The following is a 16,421-nucleotide window of genomic DNA, read 5'->3' on the forward strand; positions in this document are numbered from 1 at the left end:
GAGTTTTGTAAATGGCAGTTGCCTCCGGCGCCTATAAGAAAGCCCTCGAGGGCGACCAGACACCCAAGCAGGTGCTGGTCAAAATCGACCGGGTCACGAAGAAGTTCGACGAGACGATTGCCGTGGACGATGTGTCCCTGGAAATCAAGAAAGGCGAGATTTTCGCCTTGCTCGGCGGTTCGGGATCGGGCAAATCCACCTTGCTGCGCATGCTGGCCGGTTTCGAGCGGCCCACCGAGGGGCGGATTTTCCTCGACGGTGTGGACATCACCGACATGCCGCCCTATGAGCGGCCGATCAACATGATGTTCCAGTCCTACGCCCTGTTCCCGCACATGACCGTGGCGCAGAACATCGCCTTCGGCCTGCAACAGGACAAGATCCCGAAGGCCGAGATCGATGCCCGCGTGGCGGAGATGCTCAAGCTGGTGCAGATGAGCCAGTACGCCAAGCGCAAGCCACATCAGCTCTCCGGCGGCCAGCGCCAGCGCGTGGCCCTGGCCCGTTCCCTGGCCAAGCGCCCGAAGCTGTTGCTGCTCGACGAACCAATGGGCGCGCTGGATAAAAAACTGCGCTCGCAGATGCAACTGGAGCTGGTGGAGATCATCGAGCGGGTTGGCGTGACCTGCGTCATGGTGACCCACGACCAGGAAGAGGCCATGACCATGGCCGAACGTATCGCGATCATGCACCTGGGCTGGATCGCCCAGATCGGCAGCCCGATCGACATCTACGAGACCCCGACCAGCCGGCTGGTTTGCGAGTTCATCGGCAACGTCAACATCTTCGAGACCGAAGTGGTGGAGGACGCCGAAGGCCACGCGGTGCTGACCTGCAAGGACCTGGACCGCAACATCTATGTCGGCCACGGCATCAGCACCTCGGTGCAGGACAAGTCCGTGACCTACGCCATTCGCCCGGAAAAACTGCTGGTCACTTCCGAGCCGCCGACTTGCGAGCACAACTGGTCCAGCGGCAAGGTCCATGACATCGCTTACCTGGGCGGCCACTCGGTGTTCTACGTCGAGCTGCCGAGCGGCAAGCTGGTGCAGTCCTTCGTCGCCAACGCCGAACGCCGTGGCCAGCGCCCGACCTGGGGCGACCAGGTGTTCGTCTGGTGGGAAGACGACAGCGGCGTGGTGCTTCGCTCATGAACATGCGCAAACTCAAACGCCGACTCGATCGAATAACGCCCGGTGGCCGCCAACTGGTCATCGGGGTGCCCTTCATCTGGCTGTTCCTGTTCTTCATGCTGCCGTTCTTCATCGTCCTGAAGATCAGCTTTGCCGAAGCCGACGTGGCCATCCCGCCGTACACCGAGATCTACAGCTACGTCGACCAGAAGCTGCAGGTGCTGCTCAACCTCGCCAACTACGCGATGCTGAGCGAGGACGAGCTGTACATCGCCGCCTACCTCGGCTCGCTGAAAATGGCCCTGATCAGCACGGTCTTGTGCCTGCTGATCGGCTACCCGATGGCCTATGGCATCGCCAATGCCCGCAAAGAGATGCAGACGGTGCTGGTGCTGCTGATCATGATGCCGACCTGGACCGCGATCCTGATCCGCGTCTACGCCTGGATGGGCATCCTCAGCAACAACGGCTTGCTCAATGGCTTTTTGCTGAGCATGGGTTGGATCAGTGAACCGCTGCAGATCCTCAACACCAACCTGGCGGTGTATATCGGGGTCGTCTACTCCTATCTGCCGTTCATGATCCTGCCGTTGTACGCCAACCTGGTGAAACATGACGCCAGCCTGTTGGAAGCCGCGTCGGACCTGGGCTCAAGCACCTTCAACAGCTTCTGGAAGATCACCGTGCCGCTGTCCAAGAACGGCATCGTCGCCGGCTGCATGCTGGTGTTCATCCCGGTGGTGGGTGAGTTCGTGATCCCGGAACTGCTGGGCGGCCCGGAAACCCTGATGATCGGCAAAGTGCTGTGGCAGGAATTCTTCAATAATCGAGACTGGCCGGTGGCATCCGCCCTGGCGGTGGTGATGCTGGCGATCCTGATAGTGCCTATCATCCTGTTCAACCGCAGTCAGGCCAAAGAAATGGAGGGCAAGGAATGAAGCGCTTCAGTTTTTCAAGCCTGATGCTGGTGCTGGGTTTGCTGTTCATCTACGCACCGATGCTGATCCTGGTGATCTATTCGTTCAACGCCTCGAAACTGGTGACGGTGTGGGGTGGTTGGTCGGTCAAGTGGTACGTCGGCCTGCTGGACAACAGTCAGCTGATGGGCTCGGTGGTGCGCTCGCTGGAAATCGCCTGCTACACGGCGATTGCCGCGGTGGCCCTGGGGACGCTGGCGGCCTTCGTGTTGACCCGCATCACCCACTTCAAGGGCCGCACGCTGTTCGGCGGCCTGGTCACCGCGCCGCTGGTGATGCCGGAAGTCATCACCGGCCTGTCGCTGTTGCTGCTGTTCGTCGCCATGGCGCAGATGATCGGATGGCCCCAGGAGCGTGGCATCGTCACGATCTGGATCGCCCACACCACGTTCTGTGCGGCCTATGTGGCGGTGGTGGTCTCGGCACGCTTGCGTGAGCTGGACCTGTCCATCGAAGAGGCGGCCATGGACCTCGGTGCCCGGCCGTGGAAGGTGTTCTTTTTGATCACCATCCCGATGATCGCACCGTCGCTGGCGGCGGGGGGCATGATGTCCTTCGCGTTGTCCCTGGATGACCTGGTGCTGGCGAGCTTCGTCTCCGGCCCCGGCTCGACGACCTTGCCGATGGAAGTCTTCTCGGCCGTGCGCCTGGGCGTGAAGCCGGAGATCAACGCCGTGGCGAGCCTGATCCTCCTGGCGGTGTCGCTGGTGACCTTCCTGGTCTGGTACTTCAGCCGCCGCGCCGAAGAGAGTCGCAAGCGCGCGATCCAGCAAGCCATCGAAGAAAGCGCTGCCGACTCCTGGAAACAACCGGAAGTCCGCCGGGCCGAGACCGCACCGGTCTAACCCGACACAGCTCTACCTGTGGGAGCGAGCTTGCTCGCGAAAGCGGTGTGACAGTCAATGAAGAGATTGACTGTCAGGTCGCCATCGCGAGCAAGCTCGCTCCCACAGGTTTTTGGGTCGCCTACAAATCCGCAGCCGAACGCAGACCCCATTGTGGGAGCGGGCTTGCTCGCGATAGCGGTGAGACAGTCGACGAAAAGGTTGAATGTCAGGCCGCCATCGCGAGCAAACTCGCTCCCACAGTTTTTTGGGTCGCCTACAAATCCGCAGCCGAACGCAGACCCTATTGTGGGAGCGAGCTTGCTCGCGAAAGCGGTGAGACAGTCGACGAAAAGGTTGAATGTCAGTCCGCCTTCGCGAGCAAGCTCGCTCCCACAGTTTTTGGGTCGCCTACAAATCCGCAGCCGAACGCAGACCCCATTGTGGGAGCGAGCTTGCTCGCGATAGCGGTGAGACAGTCGACGAAAAGGTTGAATGTCAGGCCGCCATCGCGAGCAAGCTCGCTCCCACAGTTTTTTGGGTCGCCTACAAATCCGCAGTCGAACGCAGACCCCATTGTGGGAGCGAGCTTGCTCGCGATAGCGGTGAGACAGTCGAGGAAAAGGTTGAATGTCAGTCCGCCTTCGCGAGCAAGCTCGCTCCCACAGGTTTTGGGTTACTCACAAAACTGTGAACAGCCGCAAATCCAATGTGGGAGCGGGCTTGCCCGCGAAAGCGGTGTGGCAGTCAATGCAGAAATGGACGGGTTACGAATTCCAAGGCGATGTACGGATGACTTCGACAAAGTTCATCGGCTTGAACCCTGGTTCCTGATCCACCAGCACGTCGGTCTTCACGTTGCCAAAGGTGGTCTGCGGACGATGCCGCAAACCGTCGGCGAAGGCGCAGATGATGCATTCCTTGAACCCTTCCCCGCGCGGATGAGCATGCACCACGGCGTCCCGCTGCGCAGCCGGAAACGCGGCGTAGTCCATGCCCAGCACGTCCATCTCCACCCCAGCGGTCACCAGGGCGACGGTGGGGCGCAGGTGTTTGGGCACGCCTGGCGTGGTGTGCAGGGCAATGGAGAGCCATACCTGTTCGATATCGTCATCACTCAACCCGTAGGGCTTGAGAAACGCCGCGGCCGCGTTCGCACCGTCCACTTCGAAACGCTCATCGTCGCTGCGATGACCTGCCACCAGGCCCAGGTCGTGGAACATCGCCCCGACATACAGCAACTCCGGGTTGTAGGCCAATTGCCGACGCTGGCCACTCAAGGCGCCGAACAGAAATACCCGGCGAGAGTGGTGGTACAGCAAGTCGGACTCGATATCGCGGATGTATTCGGTGGTGGCGCGGGCGAGGGTACTGTCGGGGATCTTGATGCCGGCGATGCTGTTCATGCTGTTCTCCTCTTGACGATGGGCCAGTGCGGCGCCGAGGGTTTCAGTCTGTTCGCCGGGAGGTAGTCGAACAATGTTCCCATGGCTGCGATCCTTGCCAATAAGCCTGGGTTTCGTGCCAGGGTGGCTTGCGAGGCGCGAATTGGCTAGGGTGCTGGAGTCGTTCCACTCGAAGGCAAGCGAGCACCATGCAGAAAGTCGTCGCCGTCGTGGTATTCCCAGGCGTCCAGGCGCTGGACGTTACCGGGCCCATGGACGTGTTCAGCGAAGCCAATCGGTTCCTGGTCGCCGAGGATCATTATCGGCTTGAAGTGATCGGCGTCGAACAGGGCGCGATGTCTTGTTCCAATGGCTTGTCCCTCAATCCCCATCGGCACTTCAGCGCCGCCTCGCAGGCGTATGACCTGCTATTGGTGGCGGGCGGACCGCGGTTGCCGTTGATGCACTTTGGCGCGGTATTCGATACCTGGCTGCGGGATGCATGCGCACGAGCGCGGCGCTTTGGCTCGATCTGCAATGGCGCTTTCATGCTGGCCCGGGCCGGATTGCTGGAGGGGCGGACTGTCACTACCCATTGGGGTGACGCCACGGCGCTGGCGCAGCTGTGTCCCTCGACCCGGGTCGAAGCGGATCGTTTGTACGTGCAGGATCGCCAGCTCTACACCTCGGCCGGGGTGAGCGCGGGGATCGACCTTTCCTTGTTCCTGCTGGCCCAGGACCATGGCCCGGACGTTGCCTTGAGTGTTGCCAAGCGGCTGGTGGTGTTTACCCAGCGCTCGGGCGGGCAGTCGCAATTCAGCCCTTTTCTCGCACCCCACGCTGAGCCGACGTCCACCGTGGCCCAGGTCCAGGCGTATGTCCTGGCGCACCTGAACGGTGGCCTGACCATCGCCGACCTGGCCAATGCCGCGAACATGAGCCCGCGTAACTTCTCTCGGGTTTTCACCCGGGAAGCGAAGATCACGCCAGCGGAGTTCGTCGAGCAGGCCCGGGTGGACGCGGCGCGGGTGATGCTGGAAAGCACCCGCGCCCCGCTCAAGACCGTGGCTTGGCAATGTGGCTTTCGCGACGCCCAGCACATGCGCAGCGTATTCAATCGCAGGCTGGGCGTGACGCCGCAGCAATTCAGGCTGAATTTCGCTGCGCTGGCATAGGTGTCAGCCGCTCACTTCTTCAACGCGTCATGGGCCTCCAGGGCTCGCAGGGAATAGATGTACGCCGCGCCGGCATTCAATGACACGGCGGTGGCCAGGGTGGCGGCGATTTCTTCGCGGGTGGCGCCGGCCTTGATGGCGGCGTCGGTGTGTACGCCAATGCAGCCGTCGCAGCGTGTGGTGATGGCCACGGCGATGGAGATCAGCTCGCGGGTCTTGGCATCGAGCACGTTGTTTTCAGCCGCGGCTTCGTCCAAGGCCATGTAGGCCTTGACCATCTTCGGATTGCTCTTGCCCAGGGCGCCAAAGGCGCTCTTGATGGTAGGCAGCAGTTCGGACCAGTTATTGAACATAGCGTTGACTCCTGTGAAAGAGGCGGGGAAGTGAGCCCCTGTAGTCTTGACCATCCGTGACGATCAAGCCCGGTTCAGTGATGAAAAAGATCGGCACGCCCGGTTCAGGGGGCCCGGGCCGGCAGTAGCTTGAGGGTTGCGCGGGTATTGGCGACCACTTCTTCCTCGGCCAGGTGCGCCTGGTAATAGACCCCTTCGATGTACGCCTCGGCCTGATCCTCGTAATGCTTGTCGAACGGCACGCCGCTCTGGCCGACGGGGTTGATGGTGACGCTATGGCTTGGGTCGGCGAAGTCGATGATGCGCCGGGTCGAAGGCCCGTAAGTTACCGGCCACGGCGCCGGGCCGATCCTGGCGGAGAGGTTGTTGGGCACTTCATGGGTACCAGGGGCGGCAAACGGCCCCACGTTGAAGACACGGTCCAGCGGCTTTTGCTGGCCCAGCGGATGACCATGGGTCAGGGTGTGAGCCTTGCCCCATTGCCATTGCGTGGCATCGTCGCCCAGGGTGGCCCGCAGGTGCGCCAGGCTTTTCTTCCAGGCGACGCTCACCGTGTCGGCACGGGTTTCGGTGCCCAGGGTCGTGCGGTCATCCCACCACGGAGAATCCTTCGATGCCGCCAGGCGTGGCAGGGCCGCGTCGATCACCCGGGTCGACAGCGCGGTCTCGAAGAACCCATCGCCCAGTTCATCATGCAGGGCGGCGTCGGCCAGGTTGAACAGGAACTGGTTGAACAGCGTGGCGCTGATGGAGTCCAGCGGGTAATCGCCCGGCCATTGGGCCAGTTGTTCCACCCATTTGCGTTCCTGCGGGTCGCTGACCCCTTCACGCAGCACCGGCAACAACGGCGCGAGCACGCGAGGGCCGTAGGCGGTGGTGGTTCCCAGTTGCAGCTTCTGGGTGCTTTGGATGTCCCATTTCGCCTGCTTGTCGCTGAGCTGTTGGTTGAGTTGCTGGCCTCGGTCGGCGAGGTTGTAGTAACCGGGGATCTCGATGCCGCTGGCCGGCACGGGCTGGAAGTTGGCCGAGACAATGTAGCCCCGCGCCGGGTTCTCTTCCTGGGGGTTGCTGCTGAACGGGTAGAAGCCTTCCTTTTCCGACTCCGCGCTGCTGCCATCGAGGATGAACCCGGGCTTCACGCCAGCGGGGCGCTTGGGCAGTTGCGCGGCGGCCCACCAACCGATATCGCCCTTGGCGTTGGCCCACACCACGTTCAGCCCAGGGGCATGGATCTGGGCCGAGGCGCCACGGGCCTTGGCCAGGGTATCGGCGCGGTTGAGCTGGTAAAAGGCGTCGAGGATCGGGTTGCGACTTTCCAGGAACCCCCACCACATGGCGACCGGAGTCTTGCCGGCGTTCGCACCGAGGGCATCGTTGACGATCGGACCGTGGGGCGACTGGCGCAGCACCAGCGTCACCGGCGCCTGGCCCTTGACCGCGATCTGCTGTTCGCTGCGGGTCATGTCCACCCATTGGTCGCGGTACCAGACCTGCTCGGGGTTGTCCGGGTTGACCTTCTCGGCGATCAGGTCCAGGTCGTCGTTCTGGAACATGGTGATGCTCCAGCCGAAATCCTTGTTCATGCCCAGCGTCGCAAAGGGCATCAAGGCCTGATAGTGCCCGTAGAGTTCGAAACCCGGCGCGGACAGGTGCGCCTCGTACCACACCGACGGCGTGGAAAAACGGATATGCGGGTCGCCCGCCAGCAACGGCTTGCCGCTTTGGGTACGGCTGCCGGAGAGCGCCCAGGCGTTACTGCCCTCGAATTGCGGCAGGCCGTTTTCCGCCAGGGCTTGTTCGCTCAGGCGGGCCAGGGCATTGAGGTCTTTCCAGTCGGCGGCGGCCAGGGGCAGGCCGCGCTTGGGACCGTCGGCCAGCACGCCCTGGGGCTGCCAGTCGAGGTCGAAGATGTTCAGGTACTCGGCGCCCAGTTGATCGCGCACGTAGGTCAGCAGCGGTTCGGTACGGAACGCCGCCGCGAAGCTGTAGGCCATGTAGCCGGTAATGCTCACGGTGTCTTCAGCCGTAAAGGGGCGCTTGGGAATGCCCAGCACATCGAACTCCACGGGCCGGGTGTGGCTGTCCTGGTAGGCATTGATGCCGTCCAGGTAGGCCTGCATGGCGGCCCAGGCCGGGGATTGCCGGTCTTGTTCGGTCACATAGGCCGCGGCGCGCTCGCGAATGCGCAGGCTGCGCATCAGTTTGTCGGTGTCGAGCAGCTTTGGCCCCAGCACCTCGGCCAACTCGCCCCGGGCGAGGCGACGCATGATCTCCATCTGGAACAGCCGGTCCTGGGCATGGATATAGCCGAGGGCGCGGTAGAGGTCGGTTTCGTTCTCGGCGCGGATGTGCGGCACCCCACGCTCGTCGTAGCGCACCGTCACCGAGCCCTGCAGTCCCGGCACCTGCACCGTGCCCTGGCGGGTGGGCTGCTTGCTGTAGAGGTAGCCGCCCGCGACGATGATGGCGGTGACGACCAGTGACAGGAAGGCGATGAGGGTGCGTTTCATGGTGATTCCTTGTGGAGTGACAGCATGCCTGCTGCTTCTTTAACACGATGCCGTGTCCACGCGCACCGTTGCGCCCAGGCGATTTCCCTGGCGTCGCACCTTTTGGCGGATGTGTCGCTGATTGGGCAGGACGCCCACGGTGGCGCTTTCACGGGCCGCAGTATAGGCGGTCAACGCCGTAGGGAGGGCGGTCGCAGGAGCATCGTTCCTGCGACCGGTCTTGGAGGGGAGTTGGAATCGATGAGCGTCGAACCATCCCCAGGGAATGGCCCGACGGTTTCATCAGGCGGGTTTCGTGCTGGATTGTCCTTCCCCAGGCGGATTGCCCTGGGGTTGCGTCTGGCCGCGCTCCGCCAGTTCGACGTTGTCGCCCGCAGGCAGGTTCTTGGGTCTTGTGGCCAATTGCTGGATCTTGTCGGCGCCTTTGTTGAGTTGCGCGACAGTGGTCTGGGGGATGATCTGGGTAAAGCCGCGGCCCACGCGGTAGGCGTTCTCCAGGTTGCGCCTCCAGCCATCCGGCTGGGTGTGGGCGTGGATTTCGCTATTTGGATGCAGGGTGTTCAGCAGCGCCACGTTTGCACGCAGGGCGAGGTCGTCCTTGTCGTCATTCAACGCTTTGTTTTCCAGCGGGGCTGTCACGGCGTTGGGAAAGAACGGGAACAGGGTCACGCCGGAGTTGACGAACGTCGCAACCAGCTGCACGACTTTTTCCTCCACTGTGGCGTCTTCGCCCGCCTCGGACGCGTCACGCACCAGGTTTCGCAGGGCGATCCCTTCGCTAGCACCGAGGATCCGGTTGGCGTAGTCGCTGAGGTTGGTGATGCTCAGAGGGTTGAGTTTATCCTTGGCTTCGGAAAGTGCCTTGGGCAGCAGCTCGCCCCAGTCCCGATTTTCCGTGGTGACCCGGTAGGTCGGGATCTGCTCTTCGCCATGGACCTGCGCATATTTCGCCACGGCCTGGACGCCCGCCATTCCGAAGCCGCCTACACCGGAAGCCGTGCTGCGGGCGATGTGGCCCGAGGCGCTTATCGAGCTGAACAGGTCCAGCACGTCGCGCACCGTTTGGGCGGTGCCGAAGGCGAGGTAACCGGTGAAGTCACCGCTCGGGGTGCCAAAGTTGTTGGCATTCTGTGCCAGTTTGAACTCATTGCGTTTTTGCGCCTGGGAAACGTCGAGCTCCGAGAGTTGAGGGTTGACGACCCGGCGCCCGTTCACGGTGATTTCCGGCAAAGGCTTGGGGTACACCGCCAGTGGGTCGACTTTGGCCAGGCCCTTGCCGATGGTCTTGTCGACCACCAGTTGGACAAACGGACGAATGCCGTCGCTGATCACCTTGTGAGCGGTTCCAAGGACGACCGAGGTCGTAGCGACCTGTGCTCCATAGGACGCATTCTCCATCAACTCGTCGGCTGCCGAGGTGGCGGCGCCGAAGTGACCGGCGGACGCGATGCCCTGGGGGATCCCCGCATCGAGGAAGACCGCCAGGCCGGTGACGAAGCCGGTCTGGGTCTTGAGCTGGGCGACGTGGTCCTGGCGGGCGACGTTCTTCAGCGCGGTGTCCAGCCCTTCGTTTTCCTTTGTAACCTTCTCCAGCTTGCTTGGGGTGGTTGGCTTGGCCTCATCCTTCTCCAGCAACTCACCGAACTCTGTGCGCACTTCTTGCAACTGGATCAGTTGATCTCGTGCCCTGTCCTGTTCGGCCTTGGGCAGGGCAGCGTTGCTCGCGGCCTGTTGCGCGTGGGCGATGCGGCTGTTCAGGAACGTGCTCAGGCGCGCGGGCATCTCCTCGCCCATGGCTTTCACGACACCCTTGGCATAGTCCCGGAAGGCAGCGTGGCTGCTGACCAGGTGCGGCAGGTCCTCATGCCCCTGGGAGTTGTCGATGACTTCCTGGCACAACGAATGATAGGCCCCGAGGGTCTCGCCCACGCGTGTGCAATGGGCATGCCAGACGGATTTGAAGCCGCCGCTGGCGGCCCGTGCCTCTTCGCTCTTGCTCAGGTAATCGTTGAGGTCGGCGATGAAGGCTTCGGTTTCCTCGCGGCCCGACAGCATCGGGTGGTTCGTGCCGCCCAGCTCGGCCAGGTGCTGGTGCATCTCCTGATAACTCGTTCCAGACGCATAGCTCAATGCCTTGCCTTCCAGGGTCATGTACGCCCGGGCGAAGCCTATGGGATCAGCTTCAGGGTCTTTTTTGCCCAGCCTGCCGATCAGTCCCTCCAGGCGGGGCTTTTTGCTGGCGAAGGCCTGCTGCGTCGATTCGCTAGCGCTACCGGTGAAATGGAAGGGCACCAAAGGCGTCGTGGAGGGACGGACCTGCTCGGCGAGGCTGCCTCCCACCGGTCTGATTTCATCGTTCTGTTGTTGGCTCAAGGCTGCCGGGCCTTGGTTCAGGCTTACGTATAAAACTGCCATGGTATTTCTCCTAGAGCGACAGAGCGTTGTTGAGTCCTGAATGACGCTTGATGGGGTTTGGCGCCTGGGCAGGCTTGGCGTCGCGCCCCGTGACGGGGCCGTCGAAGAAGTAGCCGTCGCGCCAGATCAGCGCCATGTCGGCGACACCGCCCATCAGCCCGAGCAGGCGCTCGGCCGTGAGGTTGTCCACGGGCACGTGCCCGATCAGGATGACCAGCTCGCTGTCGCGGTTGTAGGACAGCGACGGGCAGAACGCCCCGCTCAGCAGATAAAGGTTGGTTTCCAACAGCCTTTGCAGGACGGCTTCCCGATTCGCCACAGGCAACGGCCCGAAGCTGCAGTAGATGAACACGTCGCCCTCGCCGACGCCTGGGGTGTGTTTCAAGGAAAAGTCGACATCCTTGACCGACAGGTTCGCCTGTTCGTAGAACGCTGACGGAGTAGGGATCATCGTGAGTTCGCAAAGCTGATCGATCAGTTTGCAATAGATGGGTGACGCCATGATTGACCTCGCATTGTCGTGCCGGCGCCGACGAGCGCCCGCTAGCCCAAGGTGAGTGACACCTGCGCCATTTCAGTTCCCCTCCACTGCAGGCGGGTGGAACCGCTGCCCGGTGATCTGCCACCCAATGGCGCCACCTCATTCAAGGTTGATCGCACATGTCCCGTTCACTCGCACGTTCGCCGGCCCTGCGCTTCGTCCCCAAAGGTTTGTCCATGCTCGCCATGGGCACCTTGCTGTATGGCTGCCAGCACCTCGAGCCGCAGTTGACCATCGGCGATCCGGCTGCCCGCGAGCCATACCGTTCGCAGTTGCGCTGGCTCGAACCGGCGCCCACGGACACGCTGGTCCAGATCGACGAATTGCCCGCGCAAGGCGATGGTGGCCTGTGGGCACGCATGCGCCAGGGGTTTTCCTTGCAGACAAAGACCCGAGGCGTGGCGCGCATCGACGAGCAGCGCCGATGGTTGATGGAGCGCCCCGCGTTTCTCACCCAGACGGGGCGCGCCGGCAGCCGGTACCTGCACTTCATCGTCGGCGAATTGAGCAAGCGCAACATGCCGCTGGAGCTGGCTTTATTGCCGGCCATCGAGAGCGGCTTCAATCCGAACGCCCAATCCCCCGCCCAGGCCATGGGCCTCTGGCAGTTCGTCCCGGCCACGGGGCGTCGCTATCAGTTGCAGCAGGCTGGCGACTATGACGAGCGCCGGGACATCCCGTCGTCCACCCGCGCGGCCCTGGACTACCTGTCGTACCTGCACGATTACTTCGACGGTGACTGGCTGTTGGCGCTGGCCGCCTACAACGCCGGGGAAGGTCGCGTGCGCGATGCCATCACCCGCAATCGGGCCCGTGGCTTGGCGACCAACTACTGGAACCTCTCGCTGCCCGGTGAAACCCAGAACTATGTGCCGCGGCTGCTGGCGTTGTCCCAGTTGGTCAATACACCGGCTGAATATGGCGTGAACCTGGTGCCCATCGCCGACCAGCCGTATTTCCAGATGGTCGCTCTGCAGCAGCCGGTGGACCTGGCGCACCTGGCGGTGCTGTCCGGTGTGCACGAACGAGAGCTGCGCATGCTCAACCCCGCCGGGCGCGGTCGGGCCCGTGGGCAATTGCTGATGCCCATGGAAGCGTCGCGTCGGCTGCTGGCACAACCGGACATGATCGCCAGGGCGGCACACCCCCACGGGGTCATCGGCGAAGACTCGCGCAGCACTCCGGTCAATACCGGTACGGCCGCCACGCAAGTGGCGGACGCGGCGGTCCCGCCAGGGGCGTGAACGACGCTCGCCCTGTCCCTGGGCGAGCCCTCATCCGACGAACTACAGGCAATCTGTCGCGACGTTGGCCAGGCGTCGTGCCCTCGGGTCCATCAGCACGTAAGAGCCAATGGTATTGCAGGCGAAGCCGAACGCTACCCCGCGCTCAGGATCGGCGAAACCGACGGTACCGCCAGCGCCCATATGACCGAAGGCCGAGGCGCCCATGCCATAACTGCCGTTCGCCACATGCGGCTGTTCGAGCATCACGCCCAGGCCGAAACGCGCTGGGGTCTGTAGCGTCGGGTCGTACTCGGCGCTGTGTTCGCGCAGCATTTCATTGAGCAGCGGCGACTCCAAAAGACGTCCGTCGAGCAGGCCCGCATAGAACGTCGCCAGGCTGCGGGCGTTTCCATGCCCGTTGGCCGCTGGCTGGGTCATGCGCTTCCAGCCGGTTTCGTTACTGCGCCCCAGCACCATCGGCGGGTTGGCGAAGGCCAGCGCGCTCATGGCGGTCGGTTCGTTGAGCACGAACTGGAGCACCCGGCCGAAGGCTTCATCGTCGATCTCGTCCTTGGTTCGAGCCATGTAGGCGCAGCGCCCGATGGTCGCCTCGTCGAGGCCAAGGTGAAAATCCAACCCGAGCGGTGCCGCCACCCGCTGGCAGATGCTCTGCGCCGGCGGCAGGCCATCTACCCGCCGCAGCAGCTCGCCGAGGATCCAGCCGAACAGCAAGGGGGAATACGTCTGCCGCTCCCCGGCCGCCGCCCAGGGACGTTCCTCGGCGATCAGGTCCGTCATGGTGTCCCATTCGTACAGGGTTTCCGGTGTCAGCAAGGTGCGCAATGCCGGCAGCCCGGCGCGGTGGCACAGCACGTGGCGCAGGGTAATCGAGGCTTTGCCGGCGTTGGCGAAGGCCGGCCAGTAGTGGCAAAGCGGGGTGTCCAGCTCCAGGCGTCCTTCGCCCACCAACTGCATGACTGCCACGGCCGTGAAAGGCTTGGTGCACGAAAAGAGATTGAGCAGCGTGTCGCGCTGCCAAGGCGTGTCCGGTTCCGGCCCGCAAATACCGGCCCACAAGTCGACGACGGTTTCGCCGTCAACCTGTATGCACAGGGCCGCGCCGCGTTCGAACGGGCTCTGCATCAGTTGGATAAAGGCCTCTCTGACCGGTTCGAAGCAAGGGGCGCATTGCCCATGGATTGTCAGTGTGCGCGTCATGTCGGCTCCGCGGGGGTGGGGTGGTTTCCCGTAAGTGACTGCGACGGTGCAAACGGTTCAGGGGGCGATTGGACAGCCGGCGATGGAGTCTTTTTCGCCAGCCGTGCCACTCAGGGGCAACGGCCCATGTCTTTGGAGAGTGTTGATGGCTTACGAGCGCACCCTTGATTTCAACAGCGACGCGTTTCGCGACGAGGCGTATCGGCATTACGCGGCACTGCGCCAGGAGGCCGCGGTGTTTCTCAGCCAGCCCGAAGGGCAGTTGCCGATCTGGTACGTCACCGGTGCCAAGGAGGTCGAGACGGTGCTGCTCGACCCTGAGTGTTTTGCCCGTGACCCGTCCCGGCTTGGCGCGCCGCTCATGGCGTTGTCCGACGGCGAGCAAGCCATCGCGTTTCTCAATGACCACATGCTCAACCGCGACGCGGAGGCTCATCGTCGCTTGCGTCGCCTGGTGAACAAAGCCTTCACGCTGAAGGCTGTCACCGCCATGCGCCCACGGATCGAACAGATCGCCGAGACGTTGCTGGATGCCGTGGCGCCGGACGGGCAAATGGACGTGGTGAGCCAGTATGCATTCCCGCTGTCGATCACGGTCATCGCCGAGCTGCTCGGCGTCCCTGCGCAAGACCGCGATGACTTCCGCCGTTGGTCCCAGGTGATCGTCCAGCAGGTGGGGCTGGACGTGAGCGAGTTGCAGCGCTGTTACCGCGAGTTCGCCGCCTACATGCTCGCCTTGATCGACCAGCGGCGGGCACGACCGGTCGATGATCTGATTTCCGCACTGGTGCAGGTCGAGGAAGAGGGCAGCATGCTCAGCCGTAGCGAGCTGTGCAGCATGATCGCGTTGCTCATCATCGCCGGGCATGAAACGTCGGCGTCGATGATCGGCAATGCCGTCCACGCACTGCTGCAGCATCCCGAGGCGTTGGCTCGATTGCGTGACGAGCCGGCCTTGATGCCCCATGCGGTGGAGGAGCTGTTGCGCTTCGACTCGTCGGTGGAGCGGGCCATGATCCGCTTCGTCACCCGGGACACAGAGCTGGCCGGGCAGCGCTTGCAACGCGGCCAGATGGTCATGGCGGTGTTGGGTTCGGCCAATCGTGACGAAGGGCTGTGCGCCGATCCGGAAAAGCTCGATATCAATCGACCGGTCTGCCCGCACATGGCGTTCGGCAAAGGCACCCACCACTGCCTGGGCGCCTCGTTGGCCAGGCAGGAACTGGTCGTTGCCTTGAACACCTTGCTTCGGCGCTGCCCCGGGTTGCGATTGGCTGTCGATCCTGGCGCCTTGCGCTGGCGTTATGTGCCCAATTTCAGAGGGCCGCAGGCGTTGCCGGTGTGTTGGCTGGCGGACTGAAGCGTCGTCGGTAAATGCGTGAGCGGTGGCTGTGCAGAAAGTGGCACTGGCTCATGCGTACAGAAAAAACGGCTCGCCCGACAACCTGCCGGGTGAGCCGTGGACTCAAGCCAGGCTGGCCTCGGTGCTCCGCCTGTGGGTGAATGGGAGGGTTGGCGCCGTGTCGGCGGGTGCCAGGTGCAACCCATAGAGCACGACATCCGCGCGGCTGTCCGCGAACCGGGCGATGCCCGGGAAGCGGCCCCACTGCGTCGCCCCCAACCCTTGCACACCGCGCTTGCTGGCTTCGTTGTGCTCGATGATCCAGGCCACCAGCGTCTCGAAACCATACTGCCTGGCCAATATCACCGCAGCTTGGCCGAGGCGAATGCCCACGCCGCTGCCAATGTGGTCGTGACGAACATAGATCGACACTTCGCCGGTCAATCGGCAGGCCTGGGCACCCCAACTGAAGCGGTTGACGATCAACCAGGCGACGACTTCGCCGGCTCGTTCAAGCACATAGATCGGATCGCCTTCCTTGACGAAGCACTCGATGAAGAATGTCATTTCCTTCAGGGAAAACGCTCTGAGCACGGGAGAACTGGTGCCCCCCAGAGCGCTTTCGTTGAAGATATCGGTCATTGTCGGCAGATCGTCTTGGGTGTATCGGCGAACGCCACGTGGCAGGTCGGGCCGGCTGTTCAAACGGTTGCTGGTCATGGCTGGGCTTCTCCGTAGACGCTTCGCTTGAGTTGTTCACGCGCTCGAAACAGTCTCGAGCGCACGGTCCCGATGGGTACGCCCAGCCGTTCGGCGGCATCGCGGTAGCTGCTCTCGGTGTCCACGGCGGTCCACAGGGTTTCGCGCATGTCCTTGGGCAGCGCATCCATGGCCGAGAGCGTGCGGTCCAGCAGCCGATGGTTCTCGCACAGCTCACTCAGGTCGATGTCGTTACCGGGTTCGTTGAACTCGCTTTCGTCGAAAACGCTCAGCGGCGGCTGTGCATAGAAACGACGGAAATGGTTGCGGATAAGGTTGAGGGCGATACCGCACAGCCAGGTGTCCGGCTTTGCCATCCCTTTGAATTTTTCCTGATTGCGCCAGGCCTCCAGGTAAGTGAGCTGGACGATGTCGTCGGCGTCATCCTGGTTGAGCACGCGCTTGTGCACGAACAGGCGCAGCTTGCGTTCCTCGCCGAAGGTGAAGCCTGGCGGGGACGTATGCGGGGGGGGCATGAATTTCAGACTGCTCATCAATGTATCCCTCTGATTAGGTTCCGTAGCGTCGAGCGGATGCCGACGTGACCCCTTGAGCAGGACCTG

The 16,421-nt window shown here is 62.9% G+C and carries 14 protein-coding genes; 6 read left to right on the forward strand and 8 right to left on the reverse strand.

Annotated elements, in window-relative coordinates; genetic code table 11:
* The first annotated feature begins 11 nt into the window (after positions 1–11).
* The 3 genes from BLO80_RS08235 to BLO80_RS08245 are packed head-to-tail and all read left to right on the forward strand — an operon-like array spanning position 12 to position 2,955.
* A complete protein-coding gene (locus BLO80_RS08235) occupies positions 12–1,154 on the forward strand; it encodes an ABC transporter ATP-binding protein (RefSeq protein WP_092203145.1) in 1,143 nt (380 codons plus the stop codon).
* Entirely contained in the window at positions 1,151–2,071 is a 921-nt protein-coding gene (locus BLO80_RS08240) for an ABC transporter permease subunit (RefSeq protein WP_057449505.1), read from the forward strand. The genes BLO80_RS08235 and BLO80_RS08240 overlap by 4 nt, the downstream gene beginning before the upstream one ends.
* Positions 2,068–2,955: an ABC transporter permease subunit gene (locus BLO80_RS08245; protein ID WP_092203143.1), complete on the forward strand. Its 888-nt coding sequence runs from the start codon at positions 2,068–2,070 to the stop codon at positions 2,953–2,955. Before BLO80_RS08240 ends, BLO80_RS08245 begins: the two co-directional genes overlap by 4 nt.
* Positions 2,956–3,701: 746 nt before the next feature.
* On the opposite strand, the gene BLO80_RS08250 is transcribed toward BLO80_RS08245, so the two are convergent.
* Positions 3,702–4,340, reverse strand: coding sequence for an HD domain-containing protein (locus tag BLO80_RS08250; RefSeq protein WP_092329534.1), 639 nt, complete (start codon positions 4,338–4,340; stop codon positions 3,702–3,704).
* 188 nt (positions 4,341–4,528) lie between these two features.
* Between BLO80_RS08250 and BLO80_RS08255 the strand changes: the two genes are divergently transcribed.
* A complete protein-coding gene (locus BLO80_RS08255; RefSeq protein WP_092329537.1) occupies positions 4,529–5,494 on the forward strand; it encodes a GlxA family transcriptional regulator in 966 nt (321 codons plus the stop codon).
* A gap of 11 nt (positions 5,495–5,505) precedes the next feature.
* Here the strand turns inward: BLO80_RS08255 and BLO80_RS08260 are convergent, their stop codons facing one another.
* The 4 genes from BLO80_RS08260 to BLO80_RS08275 form a co-directional block, all read right to left on the reverse strand.
* A complete protein-coding gene (locus tag BLO80_RS08260) occupies positions 5,506–5,847 on the reverse strand; it encodes a carboxymuconolactone decarboxylase family protein (protein WP_014340738.1) in 342 nt (113 codons plus the stop codon).
* Between the two features lie 104 nt (positions 5,848–5,951).
* The gene (locus BLO80_RS08265; protein WP_092329539.1) at positions 5,952–8,357 is read right to left on the reverse strand and encodes a penicillin acylase family protein; all 2,406 of its coding nucleotides are present in this window, start codon (positions 8,355–8,357) and stop codon (positions 5,952–5,954) included.
* Between the two features lie 282 nt (positions 8,358–8,639).
* Entirely contained in the window at positions 8,640–10,772 is a 2,133-nt protein-coding gene (locus tag BLO80_RS08270) for a type III effector (protein ID WP_092329542.1), read from the reverse strand.
* Positions 10,773–10,782: 10 nt separating this feature from the next.
* The gene (locus BLO80_RS08275) at positions 10,783–11,274 is read right to left on the reverse strand and encodes a type III secretion system chaperone family protein (RefSeq protein ID WP_092329544.1); all 492 of its coding nucleotides are present in this window, start codon (positions 11,272–11,274) and stop codon (positions 10,783–10,785) included.
* 158 nt (positions 11,275–11,432) lie between these two features.
* Between BLO80_RS08275 and BLO80_RS08280 the strand changes: the two genes are divergently transcribed.
* Positions 11,433–12,557 (forward strand): transglycosylase SLT domain-containing protein, encoded by a 1,125-nt coding sequence (locus BLO80_RS08280; protein WP_092329547.1) that lies wholly within the window; start codon positions 11,433–11,435, stop codon positions 12,555–12,557.
* Between the two features lie 42 nt (positions 12,558–12,599).
* On the opposite strand, the gene BLO80_RS08285 is transcribed toward BLO80_RS08280, so the two are convergent.
* A complete protein-coding gene (locus BLO80_RS08285) occupies positions 12,600–13,745 on the reverse strand; it encodes a serine hydrolase domain-containing protein (RefSeq protein WP_371914568.1) in 1,146 nt (381 codons plus the stop codon).
* Positions 13,746–13,902: 157 nt separating this feature from the next.
* Between BLO80_RS08285 and BLO80_RS08290 the strand changes: the two genes are divergently transcribed.
* Positions 13,903–15,117, forward strand: a complete 1,215-nt coding sequence (locus BLO80_RS08290; RefSeq protein WP_092329554.1) for a cytochrome P450 family protein — start codon at positions 13,903–13,905, stop codon at positions 15,115–15,117.
* Between the two features lie 105 nt (positions 15,118–15,222).
* On the opposite strand, the gene BLO80_RS08295 is transcribed toward BLO80_RS08290, so the two are convergent.
* Both BLO80_RS08295 and BLO80_RS08300 read right to left on the reverse strand, forming a co-directional pair.
* Positions 15,223–15,819, reverse strand: coding sequence for a GNAT family N-acetyltransferase (locus BLO80_RS08295; RefSeq protein ID WP_092329556.1), 597 nt, complete (start codon positions 15,817–15,819; stop codon positions 15,223–15,225).
* Positions 15,816–16,352, reverse strand: coding sequence for an RNA polymerase sigma factor (locus BLO80_RS08300; RefSeq protein ID WP_092329559.1), 537 nt, complete (start codon positions 16,350–16,352; stop codon positions 15,816–15,818). The genes BLO80_RS08295 and BLO80_RS08300 overlap by 4 nt, the downstream gene beginning before the upstream one ends.
* Positions 16,353–16,421: the final 69 nt, after the last annotated feature.

It is taken from the genome of Pseudomonas sp. NFACC56-3, from assembly GCF_900100025.1.
In the GTDB taxonomy this organism is placed as follows: Bacteria; Pseudomonadota; Gammaproteobacteria; order Pseudomonadales; family Pseudomonadaceae; genus Aquipseudomonas; species Aquipseudomonas fluorescens_AA.